General features: G+C 74.6%; 15 protein-coding genes. 4 read left to right on the top strand and 11 right to left on the bottom strand.

The genetic code is table 11. The features are described 5' to 3' along the window. Positions 1 to 33: 33 nt before the first annotated feature. A complete protein-coding gene (locus ACIGZJ_RS07225) occupies positions 34 to 1,338 on the bottom strand; it encodes a magnesium transporter MgtE N-terminal domain-containing protein (RefSeq protein WP_396456336.1) in 1,305 nt (434 codons plus the stop codon). Between the two features lie 213 nt (positions 1,339 to 1,551). After that, on the bottom strand, positions 1,552 to 2,121 hold the full coding sequence (locus ACIGZJ_RS07230) for a hypothetical protein (protein ID WP_396456337.1): 570 nt from the start codon (positions 2,119 to 2,121) through the stop codon (positions 1,552 to 1,554). 191 nt (positions 2,122 to 2,312) lie between these two features. Here ACIGZJ_RS07230 and ACIGZJ_RS07235 point away from each other — a divergent pair, with 191 nt between their 5' ends. Beyond that, positions 2,313 to 3,263, top strand: coding sequence for a DMT family transporter (locus ACIGZJ_RS07235; protein ID WP_396456338.1), 951 nt, complete (start codon positions 2,313 to 2,315; stop codon positions 3,261 to 3,263). A gap of 85 nt (positions 3,264 to 3,348) precedes the next feature. Here the strand turns inward: ACIGZJ_RS07235 and corA are convergent, their stop codons facing one another. Continuing rightward, entirely contained in the window at positions 3,349 to 4,473 is a 1,125-nt protein-coding gene (gene corA / locus ACIGZJ_RS07240) for a magnesium/cobalt transporter CorA (RefSeq protein WP_392929008.1), read from the bottom strand. 442 nt (positions 4,474 to 4,915) lie between these two features. Between corA and ACIGZJ_RS07245 the strand changes: the two genes are divergently transcribed. After that, positions 4,916 to 5,554, top strand: coding sequence for a suppressor of fused domain protein (locus ACIGZJ_RS07245; RefSeq protein ID WP_396456339.1), 639 nt, complete (start codon positions 4,916 to 4,918; stop codon positions 5,552 to 5,554). 77 nt (positions 5,555 to 5,631) lie between these two features. Here the strand turns inward: ACIGZJ_RS07245 and ACIGZJ_RS07250 are convergent, their stop codons facing one another. The 5 genes from ACIGZJ_RS07250 to ACIGZJ_RS07270 form a co-directional block, all read right to left on the bottom strand. Next, a complete protein-coding gene (locus tag ACIGZJ_RS07250) occupies positions 5,632 to 6,492 on the bottom strand; it encodes a PHP domain-containing protein (protein WP_396456340.1) in 861 nt (286 codons plus the stop codon). Between the two features lie 138 nt (positions 6,493 to 6,630). Beyond that, positions 6,631 to 7,269, bottom strand: a complete 639-nt coding sequence (locus ACIGZJ_RS07255; protein ID WP_396456341.1) for a DUF6758 family protein — start codon at positions 7,267 to 7,269, stop codon at positions 6,631 to 6,633. 318 nt (positions 7,270 to 7,587) lie between these two features. Next, complete coding sequence (locus tag ACIGZJ_RS07260; RefSeq protein WP_387944399.1) at positions 7,588 to 7,734, bottom strand: hypothetical protein; 147 nt, start codon at positions 7,732 to 7,734, stop codon at positions 7,588 to 7,590. Positions 7,735 to 8,070: 336 nt separating this feature from the next. Beyond that, complete coding sequence (locus ACIGZJ_RS07265) at positions 8,071 to 8,958, bottom strand: alpha/beta fold hydrolase (RefSeq protein ID WP_396456342.1); 888 nt, start codon at positions 8,956 to 8,958, stop codon at positions 8,071 to 8,073. Between the two features lie 145 nt (positions 8,959 to 9,103). Then, the gene (locus tag ACIGZJ_RS07270; protein ID WP_396456343.1) at positions 9,104 to 10,828 is read right to left on the bottom strand and encodes a DEAD/DEAH box helicase; all 1,725 of its coding nucleotides are present in this window, start codon (positions 10,826 to 10,828) and stop codon (positions 9,104 to 9,106) included. Positions 10,829 to 11,585: 757 nt separating this feature from the next. On the opposite strand from ACIGZJ_RS07270, the gene ACIGZJ_RS07275 reads away from it, so the two are divergent. Further along, positions 11,586 to 12,311, top strand: a complete 726-nt coding sequence (locus tag ACIGZJ_RS07275; protein WP_396456344.1) for a ferritin-like fold-containing protein — start codon at positions 11,586 to 11,588, stop codon at positions 12,309 to 12,311. A 22-nt stretch (positions 12,312 to 12,333) separates the two neighbouring features. On the opposite strand, the gene ACIGZJ_RS07280 is transcribed toward ACIGZJ_RS07275, so the two are convergent. The 3 genes from ACIGZJ_RS07280 to ACIGZJ_RS07290 all read right to left on the bottom strand — a co-directional run bounded on the left by ACIGZJ_RS07280 (position 12,334) and on the right by ACIGZJ_RS07290 (position 13,822). Beyond that, on the bottom strand, positions 12,334 to 12,651 hold the full coding sequence (locus ACIGZJ_RS07280; RefSeq protein WP_396456345.1) for a hypothetical protein: 318 nt from the start codon (positions 12,649 to 12,651) through the stop codon (positions 12,334 to 12,336). Positions 12,652 to 12,779: 128 nt separating this feature from the next. Then, complete coding sequence (locus ACIGZJ_RS07285; RefSeq protein ID WP_396456346.1) at positions 12,780 to 13,007, bottom strand: DUF3107 domain-containing protein; 228 nt, start codon at positions 13,005 to 13,007, stop codon at positions 12,780 to 12,782. A gap of 134 nt (positions 13,008 to 13,141) precedes the next feature. Beyond that, positions 13,142 to 13,822, bottom strand: coding sequence for a TetR/AcrR family transcriptional regulator (locus tag ACIGZJ_RS07290; protein WP_392929028.1), 681 nt, complete (start codon positions 13,820 to 13,822; stop codon positions 13,142 to 13,144). 233 nt (positions 13,823 to 14,055) lie between these two features. Here ACIGZJ_RS07290 and ACIGZJ_RS07295 point away from each other — a divergent pair, with 233 nt between their 5' ends. Continuing rightward, on the top strand, positions 14,056 to 15,003 hold the full coding sequence (locus tag ACIGZJ_RS07295; RefSeq protein WP_396456347.1) for an alpha/beta fold hydrolase: 948 nt from the start codon (positions 14,056 to 14,058) through the stop codon (positions 15,001 to 15,003). Positions 15,004 to 15,071 lie beyond the last annotated feature (68 nt).

Genomic DNA, 15,071 nt, shown 5'->3' on the forward strand with positions numbered 1-15,071 from the left:
TGGCGGGGGGAGTCGTCCCGTCGGCCCTTGCGGTCAGCGTCCACCGGCCACCTCTCTCTCGTCGTCCAGTCCGTGTCGCTCGTCGTCCAGCCCGTGCAGGGCGGCCTCGCGCCAGTCGTCGGGCAGCAGGTGGTCGAGCACGTCGTCGACGGTGACCGCGCCGAGCAGGTGGTCGGCCTCGTCGACGACCGGGGCGGCGACCATGTTGTACGTGGCCAGGTAGCTGGTGATCAGCGGCAGCGGGGTGTTCGGCGGCAGCGGGTCCAGGTCGTCGTCCACCAGCGAGCCGACCAGGGTGTACGGGGGCTCGCGCAGCAGCCGCTGGAAGTGCACGGTGCCCAGGTACTTGCCGGTCGGGGTCTCGTTCGGCGGGCGGCAGACGAAGACCTGCGCGGCCAGCGCCGGCTTGTGGTCGGAGACCCGGACCCGGGCGAGCGCCTCGGCCACGGTGGCGTCCGGCTCCAGCACGATCGGCTCGGTGGTCATCAGGCCGCCGGCGGTGTCCTCCTCGTAGGTCAGCAGGCGGCGGACCGGCTCGGCCTCCTCCGGCTCCATCAGCTGGAGCAGCCGCTCGGCCTCCTCGCCCGGCAGCTCGGAGAGCAGGTCGGCGGCGTCGTCCGGGTCCATCGCCTCCAGGACGTCGGCGGCGCGCTCGTCCTTCAGCTTGCCGATGATCTCGACCTGGTCGTCCTCGGGCAGCTCCTCCAGGACGTCGGCGAGCCGTTCGTCGTCGAGCGCGGCGGCCACCTCGGCGCGGCGCTTGGACGAGAGGTGGTGCATGACGTTGGCGAGGTCGGCCGGGCGGAGCTGGTCGAAGGTGGCGAGCAGGTTGGCGGCGCCCTGGTCCTCCTCGCGCAGGGCGAAGCCGGTGACGGCCTTCCAGTCCAGGGTGAGCGTCTCGCCCCGGGACTTGCGCAGCCGGCCGGGGCGGCCGACCTGCACGAAGACCTTGCTGATCTCCCACTCGCGCAGCCGGGTCTGCACCATCGCGATGTCCAGGACGGTGACGTCCTCGTCGGTCTTCACCCGGGTGACGGTGCGGTCGAGCAGTTCGCCGAGGACGAGGGTCTCGGACGGGCGCTGCTCGAAGCGCCGCATGTTGATCACCCCGGTGGTGAGCACCTGGCCGGACTCCAGGCTGGTGACCCTGGTCATCGGCAGGAAGATCCGGCGCCGGCCGACCACCTCGGCCACCAGTCCGAGCACCCGGGGCGGGCGGCCGCCGAGGCGCAGCGAGACGACCACGTCGCGGACCCGGCCGACCTGGTCGCCGTTCGGGTCGAAGACGGCGACGCCGGAGAGGTGCGAGATGAAGACCCGGGTGCCTGGCCCTGCCATGGACTCCCTCGACTCGCTCGATGCCCGACGGACGGGCGCGAGCGGGCGCGCCCCGCGGCCAAGGCTACCCGCGCACCCCTGGCCCGGCCCGGCGAGCGGCGGCCGTGCGGCGGGGCGCGGAGCACCGCCCGGGGAGCCCCTGACACGGCCGCCGACCTGCACGGGAGGCCGGCGGCCAGATGCGTGGGCGCCCGGGAGAAGGGAGGTGACGGGCTACTTGGCCGAGGAGGCGCTCTGGCCCTTGCGGCGCTTGAAGAGCAGCCTGGGCAGCCCGGCCGGGATCGGCAGGCGCGTGGTGGCGGCGGTGGGCATCGGGGCGGCGGCGTGCGAGCCGTCCGGCATGGCGCCCGGGTGCTCGGTGAGCGTGCCGACCGGCTCCAGCCGCAGCACCCGGCACTCGCGGGCCCAGCGGTCGGCGATGGTGTCGGTGTCGGGCGCGTTCAGCCGCTTGCCCTTGAGCTCCTCGACCGCGCCGAGCCAGGCCTCGCTCTGCGGGGCCGGCTCGCAGACCCGGGCCGACCAGCCGGTCAGCCGGCCGCCCTTGTCCTTGCTGCGGACGGTCACCACGGCGCCCGCCCCGGCGGTGAGCCCGTGCAGCGGCTGCTCGGCGCCGTCGCCGACCACCACCACCGCGCCGTCGTGCCAGGCGTGCCAGAGCGCCCGGCTCTGCTCCTGACCGTCCGCGCGCACCCAGAGCAGGCCGGACTTCTTCGCGGCCTCCTCCAACAGGGCCCGGTCGAGGAAGTCGTCGGCGGTCGCGGCTGCGGCAGGCGTACGGTCCATGGCCGACAGCGTACGGCCTGCGGCGTCCACCGGGTGTCTCACCCGTCGGCCGACAGTTCCATGACGGCAGCACGGGCCTTACCTTAGGAGCGGCCGGATCCACCCCGAGCCAGTCGGACCCGCCCCGAGCCGGCCTGACACCGAGCCAGACCCACCCCGAGCCAGACCCACCCCGAGCCATGAGGAGCGCCGTGCCCGCCGCCAGGTCCGAGACCGCCGCCCCCGACCGTCCCGCCCCGGGCCGGACCGCCGCGGCCGCCCCGCACCCGCTCCCCAGGGTCGACCTGCTGCTGCTCGCGGTCTCCGTCTCCGGCATCTCGCTCTCCGCACCGCTGATCAGCGCCACCGCCGCGCCCGCCCTGGCGATCGCGTTCTGGCGCAACGTGATGTCGGTCGGCGTGCTCGGCCCGTACGCGCTGCTGCGCCATCGCGGCGAGCTGCGCGGGATCGGCCGGCGGGCGCTGCTGCTGGCGATCGCGGCCGGGGTGCTGCTCGCCGCCCACTTCGCGCTCTGGATGCCGAGCCTGCGGATGACCTCGGTGGCATCGGCGACCGCGCTGGTCACCACCACCCCGCTGTGGACCATCCTGCTGATGCGGCTGCTCGGGGTCCGGGCGCCGCGCCTGGTCTGGCTGGGCACGGGCGTGGCCTTCGCCGGCGTGCTGGTGCTCACCGGGGTGGACCTCTCGCTCTCGCCGCGCGCCCTGCTCGGCGACGCGCTGGCGCTCGGCGCGGGCCTCGCCGCGGCCGGCTACATGCTGCTGGGCGCGGAGGTCCGCAAGACCGTCAGCACCACCGCGTACACCCTGGTCTGCTACGCCACCACGGCGGTGGTGCTGCTGGCGGTCTGCCTGGTGGCCGGCACCCCGATGTCCGGCTGGCCGGCCCCGGTGTGGTGGCAGATCGTGCTGCTGATGGTCACCGCGCAGCTGCTCGGGCACTCGCTGAGCAACCGGGTGGTACGGACCCTGGGCGCGTCCGTCACCTCCACCGCGATCCTGCTGGAGACGCCGGGCGCCGCGCTGATCGCAGCGCTCTGGCTGGGCCAGTGGCCGCCCGCGGCGGCCTACCCGGCCGTGGTGCTGATCCTGCTCGGACTGGTCCTGGTGGCCCGCGGCGGCCGCCGCCCGGACGCCGCCTGAGGCCGGGGCCGGTACCCGGGGCGGCGACCGGCCCACCGCGACGGCCCACCAGGACCGGCCCACCGCGACCGGCCCGCCCCGGCGTTCACAGCCAGCCGTTGCGCCGGAAGCCCCGGTACATCCCGATGCAGATCAGCACCACGCTGCCGAGCACCATCGGATAGCCGTACCTGTGGTGCAGCTCCGGCATGTAGTCGAAGTTCATGCCGTAGACGCCGGTGATCATGGTGGGCACCGCGAAGATCGCCGCCCAGGCGGTGATCTTGCGCATGTCCTCGTTCTGCGCCACCGACACCTGCGCCAGATTGGCCTGGAGCAGCGAGTTCAGCAGCTCGTCGAAGCCGTGCACCTGCTCGGTGACCCGGGCCAGGTGGTCGGCGACGTCCCGGAAGTACTTCTGGATGTCCGGGTCGACCAGCCGCTGGAGCGGCTCGGAGAGCTGCTGCATCGGCCGCAGCAGCGGCGCCACCGCGCGCTTGAACTCCAGCACCTCGCGCTTGAGCTGGTACACCCGGCCGACGTCGGTGCCGCGGCCGCCCTTGTTGGAGAAGACGTCGAACTCGATCTCGTCCACGTCGGTCTGCAGCCGGTCGGCCACCAGCAGGTAGTTGTCCACCACCTGGTCGGCGATGGCGTGCAGCACCGCGGACGGGCCCTTGGCGAGCAGCCCGGAGCCGTCCGCGTCGGCCTCCAGCCGGTGGCGCAGCTCCTGCAGCGAACTGTGCCCGCCATGCCGGACGGTGATGACGAAGTCCCGCCCGGCGAAGACCATCAGCTCGCCGGTCTCGACCACCTCGCTGGTCGGGGTGAGCTGGTCGTGCTCGACGTAGCGGATCGTCTTGAAGACGGCGAACAGCACGTCGTCGTAGCGCTCGACCTTGGGCCGCTGGTGCGCGTGCACCGCGTCCTCGACCGCCAGCGGGTGCAGCCCGAAGCGCTGTGCGATGCCCTCGAACTCGGCCTCGGTGGGCTCGTGCAGCCCGATCCAGCTGAACGATCCCGCACCGTCCGGCAGTTGCTGCGAGGCCCGGACCTGGCGGGCCGCCTCACGCGGGCTGCAGGTCTCGCCGTGCCGCTTGCCGTGCCGGTAGACGGCGCAGTCCACCACCGCCGAGACGGACTGGCCCGGGTGGATCGAGTCGAACAGGCCCGCCGCCGAACGGCGGCGGTTGGTGCGGACGGCTGCGCGCAGGCTGTTGATCATCGACATGGCAGGCTCCCTGGGGCAGGAGCCGCCGCACGGCGGCACGGTGGCGGGTGGCCGTGGTGCGACGGCATGGAACACCGGTGGAATGGCGCCTGCGGTCGGTCCTCGGCCTTGCTGGGGCACGCGCTGGAACGACCGGACGCCGGTGAGGGTGCTCTCCCGGCCGACTCGACACTGCCTCGGTCGTCTCGGCGGACGCGGCTGATTCAGCTGCTACTGCTGTTGTTTCAGCCTGCGTGGCGAGGGGTACGGGGAAGGCGTCCGGGCCGGGTAGAGCTGCCGGTACTGCATGGTCGGCTGGTATCCACCGCAACCACCTCCTTCGCGCCGCTGCCCCGGGGGTAGAAGCATCCCCGGTGGCCAGTCGCTCACACTAACATCTGACCGGCCCTCGCCGCTGGGGTGTTCGCGGGCCGGTCCCCCGCGGCGGGTTACGCTCACCGGCATGGCGCACGACTTCCCGCTCTTCGGCGATCCCTCCGGCGGCTCCCCCGACCTCTCCAGGACGGCGGTCCTGGCCGCCGTCGAGGCCCGGCTGCTGACCACCTTCGGCGAGCCGGGCGGCCGCGCCTCGGTGACCTTCCTCGGCGCGGACCGGATCGAGGTGCTGCGCTTCGGCCCGGACGCCGACGGCCTGGTCCGCTACGCCACGCTCGGAATGTCCGCCGCGCCGATGGCCGACCCGACCGCGCCGGTCGCCGACCAGGTGCGCGGGCCGCGCGCGGAACTGCTGCTGACGGTCCGTGGGGGCCGCGACAGCGTCCTCCGGACGCTGGCCACCTTCGCCGCGACCCCGCAGGTGGAAGGCCTGGTACTGGCCCCCGGCGGCTCCCTCGACCTCGGCTCCCCGCTCTGGGACGGCGCGCCGTTCACCTCCGTGCTGGCCGCCGAACCCGGCGGTCTGGTGGCCGACCTGGAGCTGGACGAGCCCGCCGACCCGGTGCGCTTCCTGCCGCTGCTGCCGATGACACCCAACGAGGCGGGCTGGAAGCGGGTGCACGGCGCGGCCGCGCTGGAGGAGCGCTGGCTGAAGCACGGCACGGACCTGCGCGACCCGGACCGCCGCGGGGTACCGCTGGACTGACGCCCGCTCAGGGGCGCGCGGTGCGGCCGCCGCACGGCCGCCCGCACCGGTACGCCCGCGCGCGGGCCGGGCCGGGCTCAGCCCCCGATCGGCTGCGCGCCGGTCGCCTGGGCCAGCAGCGCCTCGTACACCGCCGGGTCGGTGGTGTGCTCGCCGAGCCGGACGGTCTTGCGGCCGCCGTGGTAGTCGCTGGAGCCGGTGGTCAGCAGCCCCAACTCGGCGGCCAGCCCGCGCAGCCGCTCCCTGGTGGGCTCGTCGTGGTCGATGTGGTCGACCTCCAGCGCCGCCAGCCCGGCCGCCGCCAGCTCGGCGATCACCTGCTCGGAGACGGTCCGGCCGCGCTTGACGGCGCCCGGGTGGGCGAAGACGGGCACCCCGCCGGCCGCCCGGACCAGCCGGACCGCCTCGACGGGGTCGGTCTCGTGCTTGCGGACGTCCGCCCGGCCGCCGTTGGCCAGCCAGTCGGCGGTGAAGGCGTCCGAGACGGTGGCCACCACGCCCGCCTCGACCAGGGCGCTGGCGATGTGCGGCCGACCCACCGAGCCGGTGCCGGCGATCCGCTCGACCTGCTCCCAGCTGATGTCGGCGCCGAGCTCGCGGCAGCGCTCGACGACCGCCCGGCCGCGCCGGAACCGGTCGGTGCGCACCAGCTCGCGCTCGCGCGCGAAGCCGGGCTCGGCCGGGTCGAACAGGTACGCCAGCAGGTGCATGCTGACGCCCTCCACCACGCAGGACAGCTCGGCGCCCGGGACGAGGGTCAGCCGGGTGCCGGCGGGCAGCGCGTGCACCGCCTCGGCGGCCTCGGCGTGGCCGGACACGGTGTCGTGGTCGGTGAGCGCCACCACGTCCAGGCCCGCGGCGACGGCGGCCGCGACCAGCTCGGCCGGGCTGTCGGTGCCGTCGGAGGCGTTGCTGTGGGCGTGCAGGTCGATGCGCACGGGGCGGGCTCCTGGAGGTGGGCGCTCGGGATGCCGCCCAGAATAGTCCGCCGCCCCGTCCGCCCGGGGGCCGCGCCTCAAGGCCCGTCAGACACCCCGGCCGGACGGCGCCCAGGGCAGCTCCCGGACAGGGCCGGGCTAGCCGAACAGGCGGGGGGAGACCGCCCCGCAGGGCAGCAGGTCGAGCTCGGCGCCGGCCTCGCGCAGGTCGGTGAGCACCAGCTCGTCGTACATCACCAGCGCGGACTGCTCCGGCCAGGCCACCGCCCAGAGCCAGAGCCCCCGGGCCTCGCCGACGAACACCGCGCGGTCGGCCGGGGCGTCCGGGACGTGGAACATCGGGGTGGGCCGACCGGCCGCCATCAGCTTGGCGTCGGCGGGCTTGTAGAGCGAGACGGACTCGCCGGGATCCGGCCCGCTGAGCCCCGCGTAGCGGGCCCCGAGCCCGACCCCCAGCTCCTCGGCGACCAGCACCAGCTCGCCGAACCCGCCGAGCGGCGCCGGGCCCGCGCAGGCCACGGCGGTGGCGCGGGCGCCGGAGACATCGTCACCGACGTGCGCGATCCCGGTGTAGAGCCAGCCCACCGGCAGCGGCCACGGCAGCCAGACGGGGACCTGTGAGCGGGCGACGGCCACGCCGAGCGCCTCGACGCTCGGGGGCAGCACGGGCTGCATCGGGTGCACGGCTCCGTGCTGGTCGCACTGCCAGGTGTCGGAGAACAGACCGGGGGCGCGGACCCGGCCGGCGCACCTCGGACAGCTTGGCTCGCCCCTCATAGCCGACAACGCTCCTCCCTCCGGACCGCCGCGTCAAGGACGATCACCCGTACGGAGGGCTCGGCGGGACCTGTCGGTGGCGGGCGCCCGGCCCGCGCGGTGTGGGCGCGTTGCGGGCGGTTCCCGCTAGGAAATGTCCCGTCGGGGGCGGTGGCAAACGTCGGCGGCCGCGGGGGCCGACGGAAGCGGGCGCACGGACTGACGCCCCGTCATCGGCGAATGCGGTGGCGGGGCGTCAGTCCGGTATCGGAACGTCGGGGTCGGACGTTCCCGGCTCGTCGGCGGCTGAGCCCTCCTGGGCGGAGGCGCCGCACCGGGTCAGACGGTCGGGCACGGACGGATCAGCAGGCGTTCGCCGGTGCGGGCGGCGGCCTGGACGAGCTCGCGGACGGTTTCGGCGTCGGCGATCAGTCGGTCGGTGGCGTTTCCGTTGGTGTCGTCGAGTCGAAGGATTTCAAAGCGCATGGGCCTGTCCTTTCCTGGCCCCGTCGGGCGGGGCGGTCGCGGCTGAGTCGGTATCAGCCCTGGTGGGGTCTGTCGGGTCGAGCGGAGAACGGCCGGCTCGAAGGTCTGCTGCGGCAAAGGGCTCCCCCCTGCTTGCCAGATGCTGCTGGTGTCGCTGGTGCGGCATGGACCACGGTGTCGTGGTGCTGCTACCGGGCCGTTGCCCGTCCGTAAAGTCCTGGTTTCGGCCGATAGGCGATGACGTCGATGGCGACGATGATTCCCAGACAGAATCAAATATTACCGCAACTAACGACTTTTGTCCCGTGTGGACGCCGGTGGGCCCGGCGGGACGCGCTACGAGCGAGCCCAGAAACCGGCCAGGGCGGCGGCCGTGGCGGTCGGCTGCTCGGCGTTGGGGGAGTGCCCGGCGTCCTCGACCACCACGCGCTCGGCGCCCAGCCGCAGCGCCATGGCGGTCTGCTCGGGCACCGGCCAGGCGTAGTCCCGCACCCCGGAGAGCACCAGCACGGGCAGCGCCGCGGCGGCCGTGGCGGCGGCCAGCTCCTCGACCCGGTCGGGTGCGGCGATCAGATGGCCGCCGGTGGTGGCGAGCGACTGCGGGACGTTGGCCACCCAGCGCTGGTGCAGGAACCGTGCGACCTCGGCGGACGGACGCTTCGCCGGGTCGCCGGAGCCCTCCTCCATCTGCTGGAGCACCTGCCAGATCTCCTCCAGGCTCATCGTCGGCAGCACGTCGATCAGCAGCTTGGTCCGGGCGGCCTCGGACGGTTCGATCGCACCAGGCCCGGTGGACATCAGGGTCAGCGAGCGCCACGGCAGCGGGCCGTCCGCGGCGGCCGCCAGGACGGCCTCGCGGACCACCTGGCCGCCGAAGGAGTGCCCGAGCAGGTGCAGCGGGGTGTCGCCGTCGGCGAGCGCCTCGGACAGCGCCCGGACGTCCGCGCCCAGCTCCCCGACGGCGTACGCCCCGGGGTCGTCCGGTCCGCCGGTCTCGTGCTGGCCGCGCTGGTCGACCGCCGTCACCCGGTAGCCGGCCTCCGCGAGCGGCTCCAGCAGGGCGATGAAGTCCTCCTTGCTGCCGGTGAACCCGGGCACCAGCAGCACGCTCCCGCGCACCGCCCCGGCGGGCTCGGCCCGCAGTGCGGCGAACCCGCCCCGGGCGGTCGGCAGCCGCAGTGCGTGCGCACAACTGGGGAGGGTGAGGAACGGCGGGGTGCTCATGGGCGGTCTCCTGCGGAGGTTCGGCGGCCGGCCCCGGGGTGACCGGCCGGTAACCCCGAGCGTAGTGCGGCGCCCGCGGCCGGTGCGGGAAAAGCCGAGGGGGCGGCGGGTCCGGACCGGACCCGCCGCCCCCTCGGGCGTTCGCTCAGCTCTCCGGGGTGGCCTCGCCGGCCGCGGCCGGACGGCGGCTGCGGGTGCGGCGGCGCGGGGCGGCGGCCTCGGCCGGGGCGTCCCCGGTGCTCTGCGGTGCGGCCTCGGCGGCCGGCTCGGCCTTCGCCTTGGCCCGGCTGCGGGTGCGCGGCCTGCTCGCCGGCTTCTCCGCGGCCTCCACCGCGTCGGCGGCGGGAGCCTCCACGGGGGCCTCGGCCACCGCGGTGGCCGCGCCCTCGCCGGCGGCGCCGCGCGGACGACGGCGACGGCGGCGCGGAGCGGCCTCGCCCTCGACGGCGGGTGCGCCGGCCTCGACGGCCTCGACGGCCACGGCCGCCTCGGCGGGCGACTCGACCACGGCCGCGTCCGCGACCGTCTCACCGGCGCGGGTGCGACGGCGCTCGCGGGAGCGGCGGGCCGGCTTCTCCTCGGCGGCCTCGACCGGGGCGTCGGCCGGCCGGCCGGAGCCGCCCCGCGCCGCGCCGCGGCCGCCCCGGGCGCCGCCGGCCGAGCGCGAACCGCGCCCGCCGGTCTCGCCGAGGTCCTCGACCGCCTCCGCGCCGAGCCCGGCGCGGGTGCGCTCCGAGCGCGGCAGCACACCGGTGGTGCCCGGAGCGATCTTCAGCAGCTCGTACAGGTGCGCCGAGGTGGAGTAGGTCTCCTCCGGCTCGTTGAACTTGAGGTCAAGCGCCTTGTTGATCAGCTGCCAGCGCGGGATATCGTCCCAGTCCACCAGCGTCACGGCGGTGCCGGACGCGCCGGCCCGGCCGGTGCGGCCGATCCGGTGCAGGTAGGTCTTCTCGTCCTCGGGGCACTGGTAGTTGATGACGTGCGTCACGCCCTCGACGTCGATGCCGCGGGCCGCGACGTCGGTGCAGACCAGCACGTCGACCTTGCCGCTGCGGAAGGCCCGCAGCGCCTGCTCGCGGGCGCCCTGGCCGAGGTCGCCGTGCACCGCGCCGGCCGCGAAGCCGCGCTGGGTGAGCTGGTCGGAGACGTCGGCCGCGGTGCGCTTGGTGCGGCAGAAGATCATCGCCAGACCGCGGCCCTCGGCCTGCAGGATGCGCGAGACCATCTCCACCTTGTCGAGCGAGTGCGCCCGGAAGATGTGCTGGGTGGTGTTGGCCACCGTGTGGCCGGTGTCGTCCGGCGCGGCGGCCCGGATGTGGGTCGGCTGGCTCATGTACCGGCGGGCGAGGCTGATGACCTGGCCCGGCATGGTCGCCGAGAACAGCAGGGTCTGCCGCTTGGCCGGCAGCATCGTGATGATCTTCTCGACGTCGGGCAGGAAGCCCAGGTCGAGCATCTCGTCGGCCTCGTCGAGGACCAGCGCGCGGACCTTCGACAGGTCCAGCTTGCGCTGCCCCGCGAGGTCGAGCAGGCGGCCCGGGGTGCCGACGATGATGTCGACGCCCTTCTTGAGCGCCTCGACCTGCGGCTCGTACGCGCGGCCGCCGTAGATCGCGAGCACCCGGACGTCGCGGACCTTGCCGGCCGTCTGCAGGTCGTTGGTGACCTGGGTGCACAGCTCGCGGGTCGGGACGACGATCAGCGCCTGCGGGCCGTCGGAGAGCTGGTCCTCGGTGGCCCGGCCGGCGTCGATGTCGGCCCGGACGACGACGCGCTCGATCAGCGGGAGGCCGAAACCAAGGGTCTTGCCGGTGCCGGTCTTGGCCTGGCCGATGACGTCGTGGCCGGTCAGCGCGACCGGGAGGGTCATCTCCTGGATGGGGAAGGGGTGGAGGATGCCGACGGCCTCAAGGGCCTCGGCGGTCTCCGCGAGGATCCCCAGATCCCGGAAAGTGGTCTTGGCGGGTTCAGCGGTGGTGGACAGGGTGCTGCCTCTTCCGTGTGGTGGGGCCGAGAGCGAGAGAGCGGCGGGCAGCCGCGCGGCTGCGTACGGGCCAGGGCCCTGAATACAGCTGCGCGGACGCACAACCGCGCCGGTCCCTGCGGCCGGCCGGTGGTTCGCGCGGCCCGGTACGGGGCGCGTCGTCGCCGGCGGCGTCGGGGAGGATTCCCGTGAGGGACCTGCGCGGGACCTTCGCCGGGGGCGGCGCGGTCCGCGGCGGCCCTCGCTCGGCCACTGATGCGGTGCCAGGGCTTGAGGTCCAAGCCATGGTCGGAGCCGATCGGCTCTCCGACCGGGCATCCGCGTACATGAGGACCCGGCTTCCGGTACGGACACGTCCTGGTGGACGGTCCCGCTGCGGAGCGGGCTTGCCCGGCACACCGAGACGGCGGTGACACCGTGCGAGCACTACGGGCCTCCCTACCACCATACAGTCACGCGACGACTCGAACACGTGACGCGTCTGACATCGCGGTGATCAAGGGGCAACGAGCGGGTGGCGGGGGCCCCTCCGGCGGGGTCGGCAGGGCCTGCGGGCGCCTTCCGGGGCCGGTGGGGAGGGCCGCGCCGGGCGGTGGCGGCGGGTGGTGGGGGTTCGCGCCGGGCGGGACTAAGGTGGCAGGTCATGGAGACCCATGGGGAGACGCAGGACAGTGCGACCGGCTCGATCGGGGACTGGGCGACCTGCTCGGCCGACCCGGGGTACCGGGCGGCCGTGCTGGACCTGCTCGGCGCCCTCGCGTACGGCGAGCTGAGCGCCTTCGAGCGGCTCGCCGAGGACGCCAAGCTCGCGCCGGGCCTCGCCGACAAGGCGGCGCTGGCCCGGATGGCCTGCGCCGAGTTCCAGCACTACCAGCGGCTGCACGACCGGCTCGCCGAGGTGGGCGCGGACCCGCAGGAGGCGATGCGGCCGTTCGTCGAGCCGCTGGAGCTGTTCCACCGGATGACCGCCCCCTCCGATTGGCTGGAGGGCCTGGTCAAGGCCTACGTCGGTGACGCGATCGCCACCGACTTCTACCGCGAGGTGGCCGTCCGGCTGGACGACGACACCCGCGACCTGGTGCTCGGCGTGATGTCGGACACCGGGCACGCGCAGTTCGCCGTCGACAAGGTGCGGCAGGCCATCGAGGCCGACCCGCGGTCCGGCGGCCGGCTGGCGCTCTGGGGCCGACGGCTGATGGGCGAGGCGCTCAGCCAGGCCCAGCGGGTGGTCGCCGAGCGCGACGCGCTGTCCAACCTGCTGGTCGGCGGCAGCGTGCAGGGCTTCGACCTGGTCGAGGTCGGCAAGATGTTCAACCGGATCACCGAGGCCCACACCCGGCGGATGGCCGCCCTGGGACTGGCCTCCTAGCCCCGTCCGCGGGCACCGGCCGTCAGGCGGGCCGGTGCCGCCGGTGGGCGCCCGGGCGGTGCGGGCGGTGCCGGTGCGCCAGTGCGCGGCCGGCCGCGAGGTCCGGCCGGGCCAGCACCGAGGTGAGCAGCGCCGAGCAGAGCGCCGAGACGGCCAGCGTGGCCGCCGGGTACCGCCCGTCCAGGGCGAAGCGCGCGATCACCCCGCCGAGCAGGGCCGCCACCAGCGCCGTCCCCATCGTCAGCGCCCGGCCGGCCGGGAAGTACGCCGGCAGCGCCAGCAGCGCGGTCAGTCCGGTGACCAGACCGATGAGGACGAAGGCGAGCGACTCGACCAGCAAGGGTGCCTCCCCGATGGCGCGGGTGCGGCGCAGGGGCGGCCGCACTGTCGCCGTACCCCCGGTCGCGGGGCCGTACACGCAGCGGTGCCCCGCACCCTCGGTGAGGGGGCGGGGCACCGTGAAGCGGCTCAGAGCGTGCCGAACCCGACCTTGCGGACGGCCGGCTCGCCGATCTCCACGTACGCCAGGCGCTCGGCCGGGACGATCACACGGCGACCGTGCTCGTCGGTCAGCGAGAAGAGCTTCTCGGTGCCCTCCAGCGCCTTGGCGACCGCGTCCTGGACCTCATCGGCAGTCTGCGGGCTCTCGATCACGATCTCGCGCGGCGCGTTCTGAACGCCGATCTTGACCTCCACGGCTTCCGTCCCTCCGGGGTTGCAGCCATCCACGCGCGGACACCGACCGCCTGGGACAAGCGTTCGCGGCGACCGCGCCGTACGGCTTCACCATAGAGCACCCGATCATCGGCGCGGCGAAGCCCGGCAGATCGCTACTCGGAAGCGGCCTGGGGCCGGTCGTCGTCCTCGTCGCCGGAGCCCGGCTCGCCCGGGTGCATCGGGAAGCCCTTCAGCCCGCGCCAGGCCAGGCTGGCGACCAGCCGCACCGCCTCGTCGCGCGGGATCTGCAGCCCCTGCGAGAGCCAGTAGCGCGCGGTGATCTGGGCCAGGCCGCAGACGCCGGCCGCGAGCAGCTTGGACTCGGCCTCCGGCAGGTCGGTGTCCTCCTGGATGACCTTGCTGACCAGCGTCGCGCTGGCGTCCGAGGCCCGCTCGACGCGCTCGCGCACGGCGGGCTCGTTGGTCAGGTCGGACTCGAAGACCAGGCGGAAGGCACCGGACTCGCTGGAGACGTAGTTGAAGTACGCCTCCATGGTGGCGGCGACCCGCTGCTTGTTGTCGGTCGTCGCGGCGAGCGCCGAGCGGGTCGACTCGACCAGCGCGTCGCAGTGCTTGTCCAGCAGCGCCAGGTAGAGCTCCAGCTTCCCGGGGAAGTGCTGGTAGAGCACCGGCTTGCTGACCCCGGCGCGGTCGGCGATGTCGTCCATGGCCGCCGAGTGGTAGCCCTGGGCGACGAACACCTCCTGGGCGGCACCGAGCAGTTGTTCACGGCGGGCGCTTCGCGGCAGGCGGGCACCGCGCGGGCGCTCCTGCGCCTCCTGGATGGCCGTCACGGCGCTCCTCACTTCACGGGTTGTTCGGGGCGGGCAAGGTGACTGATTCTACTTTTCGGTAACCCCGTTCGCGCTTGGCGAGCGTGAGAAAAGCTCCGGGCCCCCTTGTCAGGTGCCCACAATACGGCGCTGACCACGGCAGTCGGCAGTGGTACGACAAGGGATGAGACGACCGGGCCGGGAGAGGCCGGGGCCTGGGCCCGCGGGGGTGCTTCTCACTACCATCGTCCACCATGAGCAGCGCTGAGCAGCAGGTACGCACGTCGGCGGGGGAGCCCGCGCAGTTCCGTACGGTCGAGATCCCCGGTGCGGTGCTGGCGGTGAGCGGCCCCGACGGCGGGCCGGTGGACGGTGCGGACGGCGCCGGGGTGCGGGAGCCCGCGCTGTTCGTGCACGGGCTCGGCGGCTCGGCGGGCAACTGGACGGCCCTGATGGACCGGCTCCGCGACGTGGTCGACGGCGAGGCCGTCGACCTGCCCGGATTCGGCCGCTCCGCCCCGCCCGCCGACGGCAACCTCTCGGTCAACGGCCACGTCCGCGCGGTGATCGGCTACCTGGAGGCGACCGGGCGGGGGCCGGTGCACCTGTTCGGCAACTCGCTCGGCGGCGCGGTCTGCGTGCGGCTCGCGGCCCTGCGCCCGGACCTGGTGCGCAGCCTCACCCTGATCTCGCCCGCGCTGCCGGAGCTCCCGCCACAGCGCAGCGCCTGGCCGACCGCCCTGCTCGCGGTGCCCGGCCTGCCAGCCCTGCTGCGCCGGCTGCCGTCGAACGGCCGCAGCGTGGAGGACGCCACCGACGGCCTGCTGCGGCTGGTCTACGGGGACCCTGCGGCGCTGGCCCCGGCGGTGCGAGCCGAGGCGGTGGCCGAGTACCGGCGCCGGACCGAGCTGCCGTACGCGATGCCGGCGCTGGTCGGCTCGGCGCGCGGGATCGTCTCCGCCTACACCGAGCGCGGCGACCAGGCGCTGTGGCGGCAGGCCGAGCGGGTCCGGGTGCCGGTGCTGCTGGTGTACGGACTGCGCGACAAGCTGGTCTCCTACCGCTCGGCGCGGCGGGCCTGCGCGGCCTTCGCGGACGCCCGGCTGCTGGTCCTGCCGGACTCGGGGCACGTGTCGATGATGGAGTACCCCGACCAGGTCGCCCGGGCGGTGCGGGAGCTGCTGGGCGCGGACGCGCGGTAGGCCCGGTCCGGCCGGGCGCGCGGACGGACCGGGCGGACCGGCCGGACCGGGCGGCGATAACGCCCCGG

Origin of the sequence: Kitasatospora sp. NPDC052868 (genome assembly GCF_044547105.1) — a bacterium.
In the GTDB taxonomy this organism is placed as follows: Bacteria; Actinomycetota; Actinomycetes; order Streptomycetales; family Streptomycetaceae; genus Kitasatospora.

Bases quoted from the DNA above. Each gene is read 5' to 3' on its own strand.
- ACIGZJ_RS07270 (WP_396456343.1), bottom strand. From the start codon at position 10,828: ATGACCCTCCCGGTCGCGCTGACCGGCCACGACGTCATCGGCCAGGCC.
- ACIGZJ_RS07230 (WP_396456337.1), bottom strand. From the start codon at position 2,121: ATGGACCGTACGCCTGCCGCAGCCGCGACCGCCGACGACTTCCTCGAC.
- ACIGZJ_RS07295 (WP_396456347.1), top strand. From the start codon at position 14,056: ATGAGCAGCGCTGAGCAGCAGGTACGCACGTCGGCGGGGGAGCCCGCG.
- ACIGZJ_RS07275 (WP_396456344.1), top strand. From the start codon at position 11,586: ATGGAGACCCATGGGGAGACGCAGGACAGTGCGACCGGCTCGATCGGG.
- ACIGZJ_RS07260 (WP_387944399.1), bottom strand. From the start codon at position 7,734: ATGCGCTTTGAAATCCTTCGACTCGACGACACCAACGGAAACGCCACC.
- ACIGZJ_RS07255 (WP_396456341.1), bottom strand. From the start codon at position 7,269: ATGAGGGGCGAGCCAAGCTGTCCGAGGTGCGCCGGCCGGGTCCGCGCC.
- ACIGZJ_RS07245 (WP_396456339.1), top strand. From the start codon at position 4,916: ATGGCGCACGACTTCCCGCTCTTCGGCGATCCCTCCGGCGGCTCCCCC.
- ACIGZJ_RS07265 (WP_396456342.1), bottom strand. From the start codon at position 8,958: ATGAGCACCCCGCCGTTCCTCACCCTCCCCAGTTGTGCGCACGCACTG.
- corA (WP_392929008.1), bottom strand. From the start codon at position 4,473: ATGTCGATGATCAACAGCCTGCGCGCAGCCGTCCGCACCAACCGCCGC.
- ACIGZJ_RS07225 (WP_396456336.1), bottom strand. From the start codon at position 1,338: ATGGCAGGGCCAGGCACCCGGGTCTTCATCTCGCACCTCTCCGGCGTC.